The following is a 16968-nucleotide window of genomic DNA, read 5'->3' as shown; positions in this document are numbered from 1 at the left end:
GAAAGAACAAATCGTATTGTTTATGTGATGCTCAAATGTTTGTAAGCGGATGTTATATTCAAAACCCTTTCGGGTTTCTGCTTTGTTATTCGGCCACTACAACGGTCGCATGGCGGACGATCTTATCGCCCAGCTTGTAGCCCTTCTGGTAGACCGTGATGACGGTGCCGCTCTCCTGTCCGTCCGGGGCGGGGATCTGCTGCACTGCATTCATGAAGTTGGGGTCAAAGGGCTTGCCCAGCGCCTCGATCTCCTCCACATGGAGAGCATCCAGCGCCTTGGCGGCCTTGTCCAGCGTCATGGTCACGCCCTTTTTGTAGTTCTCGTCGGTGGTGGGGGCGTTGGCTGCCATCTCCAGCGTATCCAGAATGGGAATGATCTGGTTCACCGCAAAGGAAATGCCATCGTTGAACTTCTGGTCGGCTTCGCGGGTGGAGCGCTTGCGGTAGTTCTCGTACTCCGCTGCCATGCGCAGCAGCTGGTCTTTGGCCTGTGCAGCGTTGGCTTCGGCAGCATCCAGCTTTGCCTTTACGGCTTCCAGCTCACGGGCCTTCTTGTTGAACCAGCCGCCATCCTTCTTCTTGTCATCCTTCGGGTCGGCAGCTTCAGCAGCAGGTTCCTGTTCGGGTGCTGCCTGCTGGGCCTTTTCCTCGGGAGCCGTTTCGGGCTGCTCCGCTTCTTGAGCCGGAGCCGTCTTTTTGGTTTCTTCGCTCATTCCAGATCCTCCTTATAGATCACAGTCCGCCGGGGTGCGGCAGCCTGCGGGGTGTCTTTTCGTTTGCCGCTCATGCCCTCGCCCAGCTGGTCTGCAAAGTAATGCAGCAGCGGCATCAGCTTCTGGAAGGGCATCCGGGTGGGGCCGATCAATGCAATGGAGCCCCACAGGCCTCCGCCCACCAGATACCGGTCGCTCACGATGCACAGGCCCGGGATCTGCGGTTCCAGATCTTCGCCCAGCAGCACGCTCTCACTGCGTTCTGCCGGAGGTGCGATCAGGCCAGCGGCCTGCTCCTCGTCGTTCAGCAGTGTGAGGATGTCGCCCACCTTGCCGTCCAGCTGGGGCCAGTCCAGCAGATACTGCTCGCCGCCCAGAAATACGTGGGGCTTGACGGAATCCTGCAGGATGGCAGCCGCTGCACTGATAACGGGCACCAGCTCCGGGTCGATCTGGCTGCACAGCTCTGCCAGCAGCCGGGTGGAAAGATCCACCGGCGCTACAAAGGTAAGGTTGCGGTTGAGCAGTGCGGCAAGTGCTGCCGCATTCTCGCGGGAAAGACCGGTGCGCACCCGTGCCACACGGGTACGAACGTAACCGGCCGTGGTAACGGCCAGCACAGCCGCTGCGCTGCGGCCCACCTGAACCACTTCATAGTGGGCGATGCACAGGTCTTCGGCACAAGGGGTGCTGATGGCGGCGGTGCAGCCGCTGATGGCGGCCAGCGCCTTGGCGGCACCTGCGGCCAGCTTTTCCGGCTCATGGTCGAGGCTTGCGAACACCGCATCCACACGGGCGCGGCTCACACGATCCAGCGGCTGATCGTCGGTCAGCAGATTATCAAGGTAGTAACGGTAGCCCTTGGCGCTGGGCACACGGCCCGCGCTGGTGTGGGGCTGCTCCAGCAGACCCAGCTTTGTCAGCGCCGCCATCTCATTGCGAAGCGTTGCGCTGGAAACTGCCATGTCAAAGTAGTTTGCCAGCACGCTGCTGCCAACGGGCTCGCCTTCGAGACCATACAGCGCCACGATCGCCTGCAAGACTCGCTGCTTGCGTGCATCCATCGTCATAGCGCCTGCCTCCTTTTTGCGTTCGCTTTGTTTGTTTAGCACTCCTTGTTCCTGAGTGCTAAGACCATTATAGCCAATTTTCCGGTGCTGTCAAGCCCCTTGGAAAAATGTTTTAAAAGATTCATAATTCTGTCATAAACGAAGAAAGCGCCCTCCTTATTGTAAGGAAAGCGCTCCGGCATGTTCTTTACTCTTCCATCTGCCTTGCCAGAAATGCCGCCGCCACATTCACGGCCTTGAGCTGGGCGGCATCCGGCGTGGCCGTGCGGTCTTCGGTCAGCAGGGCCACCACGCCGGTCACATCGCCCGCCGCAATGATGGGTGCGGCGCACAGCACTGCTCGGGGCGAGCCTTCGCAGGGCAGGATGCACTTTTCGGCAATGCCCTCGCTCTGGTACAGCCTGCGGCCATCCATCAGCTTTTCCAGCGGCTGGCTGATGCTGCGGTCGGCCAGCTCCCGCCGGCCGGAGCCGCTCACCGTAAGGATGCGGTCGCGGTCGGCCACCAGTGCGGTCAGCGCAAAGCTTTTGCTGAGCACCTCGGTATACTGGGCCGCTACTGCGTTCATCTCGCCAATGGGCGAATACTTTTTAAAGATCACCTCGCCGTCGCCCGTGGTGAAGATCTCCAGCGGGTCGCCGCGGCGGATGCGCTGGGTGCGGCGGATTTCCTTGGGGATCACCACCCGGCCCAGTTCGTCGATGCGGCGCACGATTCCTGTTGCTTTCATGTTTTTGCTCCTCCGTTTCCTTAAAAATGCCTGCAGCACTAGTATCTGTCAGGCCGGGCCATTTATACCTGCTGCCCCCGCGCAAAAAGACCTGCACGGAAAGCTGCCTCTTCGTTGCGTTTCCGGCAGGGTTCTGCTACAATGATACAAAAAGCCGTTTTCATAAGCACAGCACCCCGCTTATGAAGACAGATCCTAAAATTCTACTGAGAAAGGCAGGTGTCCGGATGCCGAACATCCTCATTCTGGGCGGCGGTGCCGCCGGTCTTGCAGCCGCGCTTGCGGCGGCACAAAGTGCCCCCGCTGCACAGGTCATTGTGCTGGAGCGCAACCCGAAGCCGGGCAAAAAGCTGCTTGCCACCGGCAATGGCCGTTGCAATCTGGATAACACCGGCATTGCGCCGGAGCTGTATTTCACTGCCGACCCGGCAGCACTTCGTCCGCTGCTGGATGCCGTAAATACCGCCGACCCGCTGCGCTGGTTCCGTGCGCTGGGGCTTTATACCCGCACCGACGAAGCGGGCCGGGTGTATCCGTACTCCAATCAGGCGGCGGACGTGCTGGCCCTGCTGGAGCATCACCTTGCACAGCACCATGTGCAGCTGCGCACCGGCTGCACCGTGCGCACCCTGAGCCAGAGCCGCAGCGGCTACGCCGTGCAGTTCGAGACGGCAGAGGGCAGCACCGAGACCCTGCGCGCCGATGCCGTCATCTGCGCCATGGGCGGCGAGGCAGGGCCGCAGTTCGGCACCGACGGCTTTGGCACCCGGTTCGCCGCCCAGTGCGGCGGCAGGGTGGAGCCGCTGTACCCCTGCCTGACCGCCCTGCAGTGCGCAAAGCCCCGCAAAGCGCTGGCTGGCATCCGTGCCAAGGCAGCAGCATCCCTGCTGGACGGTGCCCGTGTGCTTGCCTGCGAGAACGGCGAGGTACAGTTCACCGATTACGGCCTTTCCGGCATCTGCATCATGCAGCTGTCCGGCCTGCTGGCCCCGGGCCGCGGCCCCAAGGCTCCTGCTGTGGAGCTGGACCTCTTCCCGGCAGTGGACGAAACCGCACTTGCCAGCCTGTTTGCGGCCCACGCCGCCCAGACGGCAGGGGGCAGCGCCGCTGACTTCTGGCTGGGCCTGCTGAACCAGAAGCTGGGCCGTACTGTGTGGTCTGCCGCCGGGCTGCAGGACAGCGACGCGCCTGCCGTACTCACCGCCGCACAGTGGCAGAAGCTGGCCCACACCGCCAAGCACTGGCGCTTTGAGGGGCTGACCCCCTGCAGCTGGAAGCAGGCCCAGACCACCGGCGGCGGGCTGGCCCTGCGGGAGGTGGATCAGCACTTCCAGTTCAAGGGCTGTCCGGGCCTTTACTTTGTGGGCGAAACGCTGGACTGCGCAGGCAGCTGCGGCGGTTTTAACCTGCACTGGGCGTTCGGCTCCGGCCTTGTGGCCGGGCGCAGCGCTGCAGGCCATGCTGCAGCAGGCCGTGCTCTGCCAAAAGCCCCCGCGCCCGCAAAGAGCAGGAAAAAGCCGCACAGGTAAAAATGAGCTTTAAATTTTCAACAAACGCTTGACATCTTGTGCAGATCGCATTATCATAAAGACAATAAAAGTTTGTTCAGAGGATCGAGCAGAACAAGCAAGGGGAGAGTCGAAAGGCCCTTTTGTTTGTCCTGCTCTTTTTCTTTTATTCGGCAAACGGAGCGATCAGGAGGTTTTTATGCTGGATGTAGCAATTATCGGCTGCGGTGTCATTGGTGCGGCAGCCGCCTATGAGCTGTCCCATTACCCGCTGCAGACCGCCATTTTCGAGGCTGAAAATGACGTGGCAGACTGCACCACCAAGGCCAACAGTGCCATTCTGCACGCTGGCTACGACCCCGAACCGGGCACCCGGATGGCGCGGCTCAACGTGGAGGGGTCCGCACTGGCCAAGGAGATCTGCGCCCGGCTGGATGTGCCGTACCTGCAGTGCGGCAGTCTGGTGCTGGCCCTCAGCCCGGAAGAGCTGCCCCACCTGCAGAAACTGTATGAGAACGGCATCGCCAACGGCGTGCCGGGCATCCGGCTGCTTTCCGCAGAGGAAACGCTTGCCATGGAACCGAATCTGGCCCCCACTGTCGTTGGCGCGCTGTATGCGCCCAGCGCCGCCATCGTCAGCCCGTGGGAGTTTGCGCTGGCAATGGCAGAAGTGGCTGTGCGCAACGGCGTGGAGCTGCACCGCAGCTGCCCTGTGACCCGCATCGAAAAGACCGCCGGCGGCTGGGCGCTGACCACCCCCTCCGGAATTGTGGAAACGCGCTATATCATCAATGCGGCAGGCATCTCGGCGCAGGCCGTGCACGATATGGCCGCACCCCACAAATTTACCATCCAGCCCACCCGGGGCGAATACTACCTGCTGGATAAATCCGAGGGCAGCCGTGTGCACCACGTCATCTTCCAGTGCCCCAACGAAAACGGCAAGGGCGTTCTGGTGGCCCCCACCGTCCACGGCAACCTGATCGTCGGCCCGAACGCCGACCCCGTGGAAGGGGACGATACCGCCTGCACCGCCGCCGGGCTGGCCTTCGTCAGCGCCGCAGCGCGCCGCAGCGTGCCGAACATCCGCTTCAGCGAGTCCATCCGCAATTTTGCGGGTGTCCGTGCCAATGTGGACACGGGCGACTTCGTTATCGGCGAAGCGGAAGGCGCACCCGGCTTCATCGATCTGGCGGGCATGAAATCGCCCGGCCTTTCCAGTGCACCGGCCGTTGCCAGAGAAGCCGTCAAAATTCTGGAAGCTCACGGCGATCTGCCCGCCCCCAAGGCGGATTACAGGGATGGCCGCACCCGGGTGCGCTTCAAGGAGCTTCCGCCCGAAGAAAAAGCCCGGCTCATTGCAAAGGAACCCGCCTATGGCCGCGTGATCTGCCGCTGCGAGACGATCACCGAGGGCGAAATTCTGGACGCTCTGCACGAAGAGATCCCCGCCACCACCATTGACGGTGTCAAGCGCCGCTGCGGTGCCGGTATGGGCCGCTGTCAGGGCGGCTTTTGCGGGCCGCGGGTGCTGGAACTGATCAGCAAAACGCTGGGCATCAGTCCGCTGGACGTGCTGCAGGATAAGGCCGGCACCAACGTCTTACTGTGCGAAACCAAGCAGGAGGGAGAGCACCATGATTGATCTGGTCATCGTCGGCGGCGGCCCTGCAGGCCTTGCCGCAGCTTACAGCGCATGGCAGCATGGTCTGCGCGATATCCTTATCTTAGAGCGCGACAACGAGCTGGGCGGCATCCTGAACCAGTGCATCCACAACGGCTTCGGCCTGCACCGCTTTGGCGAGCAGCTCACCGGCCCGGAATACGCAGGCCGCTGCATTGAACTGCTGCGCTCCACCGGTGTCCGGGTGGAGCTGGGCACGATGGTGCTGGACGTCACCCCGGACAAAAAGATCCACTGCGTCAGCCGGGAAAAGGGCTATCAGATTTTGGAAGCCAGAAGCATCATCCTCTGCATGGGCTGCCGGGAGCGCACCCGCGGTGCCATTGGCATCCCGGGTACCCGCCCCGCCGGCATCTACACCGCCGGTGCGGCCCAGCGCTATGTCAACATGGAGGGCTATCTGGTAGGCAAGCGGGTGCTCATCCTCGGCAGCGGCGACATCGGCCTGATCATGGCCCGCCGCATGACGCTGGAAGGTGCCAAAGTACTGGCCTGCGTGGAGGTCATGCCGTATTCCGGCGGCCTGACCCGCAACATCGTGCAGTGCCTGCAGGACTTCGACATCCCCCTGTATCTGTCCCATACCATCGTGGATATTCAGGGCAAGGCCCGCGTGGAAAAGGCCACCGTTGCCAAGGTGGACGAAAACCGCCGCCCCATCCCGGGCACCGAGATAGAATTTGATGTGGACACCATCCTGCTCAGCGTCGGCCTGATCCCGGAAAATGAGCTGACCCGGCAGGCGGGCATCCCCATGGACCCCCACACCAAGGGCGCAGTGGTCTACGAGAATATGGAGACCGGCATCCCCGGCGTGTTCGCCTGCGGCAACGTGGTGCACGTGCATGATCTGGTGGACTTCGTTTCGGGCGAAAGCGACCTTGCCGGTGCTTCTGCGGCGGCCTATGTTTTGAAGGGCGAAGCCTCCGATGCCGCCGCACTCGATCTTATCCCGGGCAATGGTGTGGGCTACACCGTGCCGCAGCGGGTGCGCCCCGCTGATGTGGACAGGAGCGTGAACATTTCCTTCCGTGTGCGGCAGAACTACGGCCCCAGCCAGATCACCGTGACCTGCGGCGGCAGGCAGCTGGCCCGGTTCAAGCGCCAGCGCATGGCTCCCGGCGAGATGGAACACATCGCACTGCCCAAAGTCCTGCTGGAAAAAGCAGACGGCCCGCTGACCGTTGCGGTAGAGGAGGTTATTGCAGAATGAGCAGCATCAAAGAAGTTATTTGCATCTGCTGTCCCTGCGGCTGCCACTTGCAGGTAGACCCGGAAAATGATTATAATGTAACTGGAAACGCCTGCCCCAACGGTGCCGCCTACGGCAGGGAAGAGCTGACCCACCCCACCCGCATCCTCACCAGCACGGTGCGGGTGGAGGGCGGGCTGTACCCGCGCTGCCCGGTAAAGACTGCGCAGGCTGTGCCCAAAGAGAAGATGACCGAGGTCATGGCTGCGCTGGACCGCGTCACTCTGCACGCACCCGTCCGCACCGGACAGGTGGTGCTGGCCGACGTGTGCGGCACCGGCGTGGATGTCGTGGCAACGCGAAATCTGTGATACACACTCCTGAAACGATACGGAGGTAGCAAAAGCATGAGTACAAAATATGTTCTGGCGTTGGATCAGGGAACCACCAGCAGCCGTGCCATCCTGTTCGACAATGAGCAGAATATCATTGCGGTGCAGCAGCGCGAGTTTGAGCAGATCTATCCGCAGCAGGGCTGGGTGGAGCACAACCCCATGGAGATCTGGTCCACCCAGTATGGAGTCATGAACGAGGTGGTGGCCCAGAGCGGTGTCGATGCCCACGATATCGCCGCCATTGGCATCACCAACCAGAGGGAGACCACCATCCTGTGGGAAAAGGCCACCGGCCGCCCCATCTATAATGCCATCGTCTGGCAGTGCCGCCGCACGGCACCGCTGGTGGATGAACTGCTGCAGCAGCCCGGCATGGCAGACTACATCCGGGAGAACACCGGCCTGATGCCCGATGCCTATTTCTCCGCAACGAAGATCAAGTGGATCCTGGACAATGTGCCCGGTGCGCGGGAGCGCGCCGAGGCAGGGGAGATCCTGTTCGGCACTGTGGACACATGGCTGGTCTGGAAGCTGACCGGCGGCAGAGTGCATGTCACCGACCGCACCAACGCCAGCCGCACCATGCTGTATAACATCCGCACGCTGGACTGGGACGACACCCTGCTCAAAGCGCTGGATATCCCGCGCTGCATCCTGCCCCGCGTGACGGATTCCAGCGAGGTCTACGGCACCACCGATCTGTGCGGTGTGCAGATCCCGGTGGCCGGCATTGCCGGTGACCAGCAGGCTGCGCTGTTCGGACAGAGCTGCTTTCGCAAGGGCGAGGCCAAGAACACCTACGGCACCGGCTGCTTTTTGCTGATGAACACCGGCGACACCATCTGCCGCAGCCGGAACGGCCTGATCTCTACCATTGCCATCAGCCTGAACGGTAAGGTGGAGTACGCGCTGGAGGGCAGCGTCTTTGTGGGCGGTGCCGTCATCCAGTGGGTGCGCGACGGCCTGCGCATGATCCAGGAAAGCCGCGATGCGGAATACTACGCCCAGAAGGTGCCGGATAACGGCGGCATTTACATCGTGCCGGCCTTTACTGGTCTGGGTGCACCGTACTGGGATATGTACGCCCGCGGTGCCATTGTGGGCATTACCCGCGGCACCACCCAGAACCATATCATCCGCGCGGCAGAGGAGTCCATTGCCTACCAGAGCGCCGATCTTGTGGCTGCTATGGAAAAGGACACCGGCGTACCCATCACCTCGCTGAAGGTGGACGGCGGTGCATCCCGCGACCAGTTCCTGATGCAGTTCCAGGCCGATATCCTGAACAAGACCGTGCTGCGCCCGGCCATCCGGGAAACGACTGCTCTGGGCGCTGCCTATCTGGCGGGCCTTGCCACCGGCGTATGGAAGGACCGGGACGAGATCCGCAGCCTGTGGCACTGCAATATGACCTTTGCCCCGCAGATGGACGAGGCCGAGCGCACCCGTCTGCTGGCCGGCTGGCACAAGGCTGTGGGCCGCAGCAGCGACTGGGCAGAGCATTGATTGTTTTCGCCCAACTTTATGATTCACGCACAAAATATTTTTTAATTGTTTATTTTCTATTGACATTTTGTTACAAAGCGCTATACTAGAATCATCCCAAGAGAAGTGAGATGGGGATGCACTGTATCGTCCAGATGCAGTGTGTCCCCATTTTTATTACGGAAAAATCAGATTCAAAAAGGAGGTCCCAAGCATGTCGCATCAAAAAGGTAGGTTGAAAAACAGCAAATTCTGGTTGTGCCTGTCACTGATTCTTTGCCTTGTAAGTGCCATCGTAGCGTCCGCTGTACAAACTTCTGGTGGGATCAGGATCAAGGAAATGAGCTGGGAAAGTCCCTCTGGACACCAGCTGGCCGCATACCTTTACATTCCACAGAATGCAACTAAAGACACACCGGCGCCGGGTGTTGTTACAATCGAAGGATGGTATAACAACAAAGAAATGCAGGACTTGTATAGTATTGAGCTGGCTCGCCGGGGATATGTGGTGCTGGCACTTGATCTGCACAGTCATGGCGACTCGGAAAGCCTGTCGATTGCAGAACTTTACGATGGTGCTGTGGGCGTCGATGGTGCAGTTCAGCTTATTGCAAGCCTTCCGTACGTTGACACAGCTCGTATTGGCGTTACAGGCCATTCCAGCGGCGGTACAGCTGCTAATATGGCGGTAGAGATCGATAATTCCCGGGAAACTCCTTTGATTGCTTCCGTTCTGCAGCAGGCTGGTGACTGGCAGGATGACACCGGTGGTGATCATAGCGGAGATTACGGCTCACGCAGTGTAGGCATTATTGCCAGTACCCATGATGACTTTTACTTTGGAACCTATGATGACGCTGGAAATATGCTGACCAATCCGGCAGCCTTCATGGAAACAGATGGTGCTAAAAAATTCCTGAATTTTAATGAGGACGGCTTTGCCGGTATCGCAGAAGGCGGCAAATATTATACGCGCGATTTTGATGGAAAGACCGCTTATCGCGTGATTTATCGGCCGAACATGATCCATCCTCTCGTTGCTTTTTCTACTACTTGTGTCGGCTATGCCGTTGATTTTTTTGATACAACGCTCGGCGCTCCAAAGCCCCTGCCTGCCAGCGATCAGATCTGGCCCATTAAAGCGGTGTTCAACAGCCTCGGCGTGATCGGTCTTTTGATCTTCATGGTCAGTTTCACGCTGGTTCTGCTTGATACTCCCGTATTTTCTGCTCTCCGCAGTGGTGAAATTGTACAGCCAGCCCCTGTGCAGGACAGCGGAGCCAAGGCATGGTACTGGGTTCTGCTGATTATCGGTGCAGTTTTTTCCGGTGCAAGCTTTTTGTTCTGCATGAATACCGTTTACTCAAAGACAACAAACTTCTTTGTGCAGACCGGCCCCCTGACGATCGGTACATGGGCTGCTCTTTGCGGCGTCTTTGCAATATTCTGCTCTGCTGTTTTTTACGGTGCTTATGGAAAAAGACACGGTTGGAGTGCTCGAAGAGCGGGTCTGTATTTGAATCTGGAGCAGCTGTGGAAGACCATTGCCCTCGCTGTTATCGTGATCGTCGTTTCGTTCGGCCTTGTTTTTGCAGCACACTATTTCTTCCAAGTTGATTATCGGATGTATGTCGTTGCGTTCAAAACCTTCGGCGCTGATAAAGTGCTGATCGCACTTCGCTATCTGCCATTCTTCCTGCTGTTCTACGTTATGAACTCGATCTCGGCAAATTGCTTCAACTACAACACCATTGGCGGAAAAAATGGCAACATCTTGATTTTTGCATTCTTTAATGCGCTTGGTGCTATTTTTGTGGTTGCAAGTCAATATATCTACTTCTATGCAACGGGTTATCAGCTTTATGGTTTGACCGAAGGCCAGCGCATTGGTCCCATTTGGCTGTTCCCCTGTATGGTTCTTCTGTTTGTCACGCCCATCATGTCCCGCATCATCTACAAACGCACCCGCAATCCGTACATTGCAGGTCTGATAAATGCAATGTTTATTGTAATGATCAGCTGTTCCAATACTACTACCATTCTGGGCGGCGGTGAGCTGATTGCAACCACATTCTGATAAAACCTAGATTTTACATTACAGCCGCCGTGTAACTTATTTACATGGCGGCTTTTTTGTAGAATAATATAAATCAAGTAATTGATAAAAAAGGAGTCTTACCCAATGCATCCTCTTGCCGAAACTTTGTTGAACGAACCGGTGATCGCCGCCGTGAAAACGGACGAAGCCCTGACTGCTGCGCTGGCTTCGCCCTGCAGCGCCGTTTTTCTGCTGGCGAGCACCCTGCTCACCGTAGACGGTCTGGTGCACCGCATACATGATGCCGGAAAACTGGCCGTAGTTCACATCGACCTGGTGGACGGCCTTTCGTCGCGGGAGATCGCGGTGGACTCCCTCAACGCCCTGTGCCACCCGGACGGCATCATCTCCACCCGCCCGACTCTGATCCGCCGGGCGCGCCACCGCGGCCTGTTGACCGTCCAGCGGGCATTCATCCTGGATTCCCTCTCGCTGACCAGCCTGCCCGGTCAGCTGGAGCAGGGCAAGCCGGATTTTGTCGAGATCCTTCCCGGCATCATGCCCCGGGTCATCGCCGAGATCAGCGCCCGTACACAGGTGCCTGTCATTGCAGGCGGCCTGCTGCGGGACAAAGCCGATGTCATGGCCGCCATGCGCGCAGGTGCCGCCGCAGTTTCCACCTCTGCGCCCTCCCTGTGGGATATCTGAGCCAGAACAAGATCCCAGCTGAAGTACGAAAAGCATAATAGTATCCTGGTGTTTTATTGGATATGCCCGCCCACCGATGGAGCCGGATCTCCACGGTGAGCGGGCATTTTTTCGTTTTCATTCGATTTGAGTGAATCTATTCAGCCTGCGGATTAACTCGATAATTTAAAGCAATACTACAAGTCGCACTCCCCTTAAAGTCTTTCTGCTTCCTGCATCTCAGCATCATACTGGATGGCAGAGATCGGCACGAAGCCCTCGATCATATCCAGTTTGCTGTCGACAAGGTCATCATACACATCTTTGATTTCTTATTGATAAGTATAGCACAAACATCGATTCACGGCTAACTGCTCATCTGAAAGGAACTTCAAAAACCGTGTAATGTCATACCGATAGCCGTTCAACGTAGCTTCTGCTGTGCCAGAATACTTCTTATCGTCCAAAAAATCTTGCTTTAGATTATCAAACCGGCCTGCATTCTTCTGAATCTTCTTCATTTTTGTACCTCTGACCTCTGAATTTTTTGAAAAAATCATAGGTACAAGCTCAAAAAGCCCGTATAAAACAAAAAAGACGATAAACCGTTTCTTTCAACGATTTATCGTCCTTTTGGTGCGCTCGAGGGAACTCGAATCCCTGGCCCTCTGATTAAAAGAGCCCACCGGGCAGAACACTCTGATTTTAGAAGTTTCGAGCTTTCGTTGTTTTTGTGCAAAGCATCGTGATTTTTCGCTGTGTAATTTCTGCACCCTTTGCCGTATTTTGCAAGTCAGAGTGCCCATTGCATCCCTTGAAACCGTGCAAAAACATTGCAGAAACCGTGCAAAAACATTGCAGAAACCGTGCAAAAACATTGCAGAAACCGTGCACTTACTCTGGGACAAATAAAAGATGATAATTTTTGATCCATGACTTGGTGGCGATTTGAGTGACCACAAAGGTAAATTTGATACACGGAAAGAAGAATGCCCACTCGTCTGAGGAGTTCTCAGGGGAGTGGACATTTCTACGCGAGTGGTTAATATAATTTCGATTATGATAATTCAAATTATATTAAGACGTTCCATGGGCTGTAACAGCTTTACCGCTTGGTTTTCAAAAACCACCTGTTGATAGCGGTATTACTTCTTCACAAATTGGTATACGCCATATTCTGGTGACATCACCAATCCATGCTTGATAAGATTCTTGATAATAGAGGATGCACGAGATTTCTGAACGCCATATAGCTGTGCAACGTTTATGCTGCGGAACTGATATTGATACCGATATCTCTTGAAAAGTTCAAGCGTCCGTTCTTTTGTACTTGCAGTCAGCCTGGTATTATCCAGCCTTTTGCAAAGTTCACTCACTTCGGCATCCGTACTCATTCCGTGGAGCACTGTAGAAGTTTCCGCACTTTCCGCACCACTTGCCACACTTTCCATACTGATTTGTGCCGGAGTCGCTACACTTCTATTCGGTAGTGTGACGATAAAGAAATCCGAATCCGAGTAGAAGGTCGGCTTCTGGGCTACTTCCACATAAGAGTTCAGGATGCGGTCAATGCCGCTGCCACGGCGCTCCATAAAGCCGAGTCGTGAGAACACATCCGAAATCACCTGATTGCGCCGCATAGACGGAATATGCCGGATATCCATATCCTGCACCCTGCGGCCATTCATCATACCGCCCGGTGAAGTGATCTCCAGTCGGTCATCGAACACTTCCACATGAATCTCCGAACCAAGAATCTGATAATTCCGATGGATCAGCGCATTGACCAGCACCTCACGAACGGCTTTATACGGGTAGTCACTGCGTTCTTCACGGGTCATACCACGGATACTCCACGGGTTTTTGCTGTTGTTGCGAACAAAATCTTCCGCATTTTGCAGCAGCGTGATCAGACTTGCACCCTGAAATTCCTTGTCATCCAGAGCATCTTCTTCAATGCTGCCTTTGTAGTTGCCTTTCCAGCGGGTGCAGAAAATACGGGATTGTTTCAGAACGCCCTGATCGCAGAGTAACAGGCCGCCATTCGTAATCTGTCCATCATCTGTTACTAATCCTGCGGATGGCAAGTCTTTTTCGAGGTCGAAATCCTCTTTTTTCAGATTCTTAAACGTCGCGGCCAGCAGTGTAAAACTGACATCACCCACTCGATAAGAACTGGGCAGGGCATCAAAGGTCTGGTTCATACCTTGTAGGATCAGCTCGTTCAGTTCCCGTGAAGTGGCTTCTTCGGACTGGTCACCATGCCGCACATAGGCTGTATGGGAACCGTCAAAGGCATAATAATATGGATACGCCGGGCCGTCCTGTACTTCCAGATCAACGCAGGACTTGCCCTCTATTTCGACCTCCCGCACTCGATAGCGTGGTGTAGGGTCAATGCGGACTTTGATAAGTTCCGTCAATCTGCTCACCACAGCCTGCGGATTTTCCAATCCTACGACCTCGCGTGGCTCATTCTTTACGCCAAAAATCAAGTGTCCGCCCTCGGTATTGGCAAATGCCGAAACGGATTTCAGCCAGCTGCGCGGCTTTTTCTCTTCAAGGCGTTCCTTGTAATCCACATGGGAGGCTTCAATGTAATGGTCGAGGGGGAAAGGCATGGTATCACCTACTCGCTTTTTAATGTTTAGATTCATTATACCGTATTTTCAGTTCAAATTCAAAACTTTTATCGCGTTAACGAACGATTGAATTTTTAACGGGCAGATTGATTTTGTGAACATCTTAGAGTATCATTAGATCAAGCGGACGAATAAAATCCTATTTAGTCTGAAATTCTTCTTTGGTAGCTGCTTAGTCCTTTATAGACGTGGGGTGAATCTAAAATGTCAATGAAAGTTTCTTTCTTTAGAAAAGAACTTCGTGCCGATTACGAAAAAATACTATCGATCACTAGTTCAATCGTTTCATTTCTTCTGCTCTTCTACGATATACCCTCCGAACTGAAAATCAAATACTTTTTGTCTTTCGTTGGTGTGATGCTAATTGTTTATGTTCTAATGTGGTTTCATGCAAATCATATCCGACATGTCGAATTGTCCGTTAATAACTCCACTATCGAAATTTCAGCAGGCGATGTTTTTCAAAGCGAAGGCTTAAAAATCATTGCATTTAACGAATACTTTGATACCCAAGTAGATGAAAACATTATTTCTTCTCAAACGTTAAACGGACAGTTTATTAAAAAGTATGCCCATGATGTAGAGTCCTTAGATCATCTAATACAAGAGAATCAGCATGCTCAAGAGTGTAAGATTAAAGTCAATCAGAATAGGCTGGTAGGAAAGCAAATTCAATATAAACTCGGAACGATTGTTCCGATGGATGACTTTTTTATACTTGCATTCTCAAAATTCGACAATCAAAATAGAGCATATTTGGAAATGAATGACTATACTGCATGCCTTATGAATATGTGGAACGAGTGCGATATTCATTATGGTGGAAGGTCTATTGTTCTTCCACTTTTGGGTTCTGGGATAACAAGATTTCACGGTTATGAAAATATAACCGATCAAGAACTTCTTGAAATTATTCTTTGGACTTTTAAAGTTAGCCGTATTCGTTTTCAATATCCTTCAAAAGCAAAAATTGTTTTAGCACAAAACAGTCTAGATAAAATCGATCTTTATAAAATAAAAAAGCTTTTCAAGAAATAATGAAGTCAGGAGATTAAAAATGGGACACAAGTGCTTTATAAGTTATAAAAAAGAGGATAAAACGTATAAAAATTATCTCGTCGAGTTATTTGCAGGTCAGGATGTTATCGATAAATCCTTGGATCGTATTATTGATAGTGAAGATGGCGACTACATAATGGAAACTATTCGAAACGACTATCTATCCGATTCAACTGTGACAATTTTCTTGATTGGCCAGCATTCTTCTGAAAATGAAGGAAATGATTATTGGGGACGGTCACGTAATTATTTCATTCAGCGAGAACTTCAGGCCTCTCTTTATAATGGAATCGGAAATACTCGTAATGGTGTACTAGGTATTGTATTACCTGAAATGTATGATTCTATTTATAAAGGAAGTTCGCTCTGCAGTACTTGTGGTCAGTACCACGATTGCATTTTGTTAAATGATACAACTGTAATCCGCGAATTTTCTGCCAATTTTTATACCGAACCTCACGCTAGCTGTGCATGGACTTCCGATGAGGAATACTGCGTGATCGTGAAATGGTCCGATTTTATATCCAATCCAACTGCGTATATCGATAAAGCTTATGACAAGCGTTATAGCCCAATTGCATCTAAAATCCGAATTCGTAATCTTCGATAATTAAAAACTTCAGACTTATTGCAACGCCGCTCGTTCAAAAATCCACCATTCATCTTCCAATACATAGCACTGATTGGAACATGAATGGTGTTTTTTACAGTGCAGTTTCTTTCGATTCACATTGACCCTATCCAGCTTGTGGTGTCCGTGCACCCCATCATCTGGGCTCTACAGCAGGCTGATGCTTCAATGTCAACGATAGCTAATCTTGTCACTATCATCTAAAGAGCCCACCGGGCAAGTTACTCTGATTTTGAAACTTTTGAGTTTGCGTTATTTTTATACAAAGCATCGTGGTTTTTCACTGTGTAATTTCTGCATCCTTTGTCGTATTTTGCAAGTCAGAGTGCCCATTGCATCCCTTGAAACCGTGCAAAAACAGTGCAGAAACCGTGCACTTACTCTGGGACAAATGAAAAAAGATGATTTTTGATCTATGACTTGGTGGCGATTTGAGTGACCACAAAGGTAAATTTGATACACGGAAAGAAGAATGCCCACTCGTCTGAGGAGTTCTCAGACGAGTGGGCATTTCTGCGCAGGCGGTTAATATAATTTCGATTATGATAATTCAAATTATATTAAGACATTCCATGGGCTGTAACAGCTTCACCGCTTGGTTTTCAAAAACCACCTGTTGATAGCGGTATTACTTCTTCACAAAGCGGTATTACTTCTTCACAAATTGGTATACGCCATATTCTGGTGACGTCACCAATCCATGCTTGATAAGATTCTTGATAATAGAGGATGCACGAGATTTCTGAACGCCATATAGCTGTGCAACGTTTATGCTGCGGAACTGATATTGATACCGATATCTCTTGAAAAGTTCAAGCGTCCGCTCTTTTGTACTTGCAGTCAGCCTGGTATTATCCAGCCTTTTGCAAAGTTCACTCACTTCGGCATCCGTACTCATTCCGTGGAGCACTGTAGAAGTTTCCGCACTTTCCGCAGAGGTTTCCGCACTTTCCGCACCACTTGCCACACTTTCCATACTGACCTGTGCCGGAGTCGCTACACTTCTATTCGGCAGTGTGACGATAAAGAAATCTGAATCCGAGTAGAAAGTCGGCTTCTGGGCTACTCCCACATGAAGCTCTAAGCCCTAATATAGTTCAAGCGTATTATACCGTTTTTTATCAGTACATTC

The 16968-nt window shown here is 53.7% G+C and carries 15 protein-coding genes; 9 read left to right on the top strand and 6 right to left on the bottom strand.

Translation table 11 applies throughout. From position 1 onward, the window contains the following. Positions 1-85: 85 nt before the first annotated feature. From ACGHP1_RS01160 to ACGHP1_RS01150, 3 genes are all read right to left on the bottom strand, one after another. Positions 86-715 carry a nucleotide exchange factor GrpE gene (locus tag ACGHP1_RS01160; RefSeq protein WP_390507300.1) on the bottom strand — a complete coding sequence of 210 codons (630 nt, stop codon included), beginning with the start codon at positions 713-715 and terminating at the stop codon, positions 86-88. After that, a complete protein-coding gene (gene hrcA, locus ACGHP1_RS01155; RefSeq protein ID WP_044953890.1) occupies positions 712-1785 on the bottom strand; it encodes a heat-inducible transcriptional repressor HrcA in 1074 nt (357 codons plus the stop codon). Before hrcA ends, ACGHP1_RS01160 begins: the two co-directional genes overlap by 4 nt. A gap of 187 nt (positions 1786-1972) precedes the next feature. Continuing rightward, positions 1973-2515, bottom strand: coding sequence for a stage V sporulation T C-terminal domain-containing protein (locus tag ACGHP1_RS01150; RefSeq protein WP_097776925.1), 543 nt, complete (start codon positions 2513-2515; stop codon positions 1973-1975). A 227-nt stretch (positions 2516-2742) separates the two neighbouring features. Between ACGHP1_RS01150 and ACGHP1_RS01145 the strand changes: the two genes are divergently transcribed. The 7 genes from ACGHP1_RS01145 to ACGHP1_RS01115 all read left to right on the top strand — a co-directional run bounded on the left by ACGHP1_RS01145 (position 2743) and on the right by ACGHP1_RS01115 (position 11525). Next, complete coding sequence (locus ACGHP1_RS01145; RefSeq protein ID WP_390507297.1) at positions 2743-4044, top strand: aminoacetone oxidase family FAD-binding enzyme; 1302 nt, start codon at positions 2743-2745, stop codon at positions 4042-4044. A gap of 178 nt (positions 4045-4222) precedes the next feature. Continuing rightward, positions 4223-5668 carry an NAD(P)/FAD-dependent oxidoreductase gene (locus ACGHP1_RS01140; protein ID WP_291013481.1) on the top strand — a complete coding sequence of 482 codons (1446 nt, stop codon included), beginning with the start codon at positions 4223-4225 and terminating at the stop codon, positions 5666-5668. Continuing rightward, a complete protein-coding gene (locus ACGHP1_RS01135; RefSeq protein ID WP_390507294.1) occupies positions 5661-6920 on the top strand; it encodes an NAD(P)/FAD-dependent oxidoreductase in 1260 nt (419 codons plus the stop codon). Before ACGHP1_RS01140 ends, ACGHP1_RS01135 begins: the two co-directional genes overlap by 8 nt. Next, positions 6917-7270, top strand: a complete 354-nt coding sequence (locus ACGHP1_RS01130; protein WP_005943592.1) for a DUF1667 domain-containing protein — start codon at positions 6917-6919, stop codon at positions 7268-7270. The genes ACGHP1_RS01135 and ACGHP1_RS01130 overlap by 4 nt, the downstream gene beginning before the upstream one ends. Positions 7271-7306: 36 nt before the next feature. Continuing rightward, positions 7307-8800 (top strand): glycerol kinase GlpK, encoded by a 1494-nt coding sequence (glpK, locus tag ACGHP1_RS01125; RefSeq protein ID WP_390507292.1) that lies wholly within the window; start codon positions 7307-7309, stop codon positions 8798-8800. Between the two features lie 193 nt (positions 8801-8993). Beyond that, complete coding sequence (locus tag ACGHP1_RS01120) at positions 8994-10856, top strand: alpha/beta fold hydrolase (RefSeq protein WP_390507290.1); 1863 nt, start codon at positions 8994-8996, stop codon at positions 10854-10856. A gap of 105 nt (positions 10857-10961) precedes the next feature. Continuing rightward, complete coding sequence (locus tag ACGHP1_RS01115) at positions 10962-11525, top strand: glycerol-3-phosphate responsive antiterminator (RefSeq protein WP_390507288.1); 564 nt, start codon at positions 10962-10964, stop codon at positions 11523-11525. Between the two features lie 311 nt (positions 11526-11836). Here ACGHP1_RS01115 and ACGHP1_RS01110 read toward each other — a convergent pair whose 3' ends face one another. After that, on the bottom strand, positions 11837-12025 hold the full coding sequence (locus tag ACGHP1_RS01110; protein ID WP_390507286.1) for a hypothetical protein: 189 nt from the start codon (positions 12023-12025) through the stop codon (positions 11837-11839). Positions 12026-12649: 624 nt separating this feature from the next. Then, positions 12650-14161, bottom strand: coding sequence for an ATP-binding protein (locus tag ACGHP1_RS01105; RefSeq protein WP_390507284.1), 1512 nt, complete (start codon positions 14159-14161; stop codon positions 12650-12652). A 189-nt stretch (positions 14162-14350) separates the two neighbouring features. Here ACGHP1_RS01105 and ACGHP1_RS01100 point away from each other — a divergent pair, with 189 nt between their 5' ends. Both ACGHP1_RS01100 and ACGHP1_RS01095 read left to right on the top strand, forming a co-directional pair. Next, a complete protein-coding gene (locus ACGHP1_RS01100) occupies positions 14351-15184 on the top strand; it encodes a macro domain-containing protein (protein ID WP_390507282.1) in 834 nt (277 codons plus the stop codon). 19 nt (positions 15185-15203) lie between these two features. Then, positions 15204-15815 (top strand): TIR domain-containing protein, encoded by a 612-nt coding sequence (locus tag ACGHP1_RS01095; RefSeq protein WP_176933471.1) that lies wholly within the window; start codon positions 15204-15206, stop codon positions 15813-15815. Between the two features lie 670 nt (positions 15816-16485). On the opposite strand, the gene ACGHP1_RS01090 is transcribed toward ACGHP1_RS01095, so the two are convergent. After that, positions 16486-16908, bottom strand: coding sequence for a hypothetical protein (locus ACGHP1_RS01090; protein WP_390507280.1), 423 nt, complete (start codon positions 16906-16908; stop codon positions 16486-16488). Positions 16909-16968: the final 60 nt, after the last annotated feature.

This window comes from Faecalibacterium sp. i21-0019-B1 (genome assembly GCF_042852915.1).
In the GTDB taxonomy this organism is placed as follows: Bacteria; Bacillota; Clostridia; order Oscillospirales; family Ruminococcaceae; genus Faecalibacterium; species Faecalibacterium taiwanense.
Note: the sequence above shows the minus strand (reverse complement) of the source record. Positions and strands in the feature narration are given on the sequence as shown.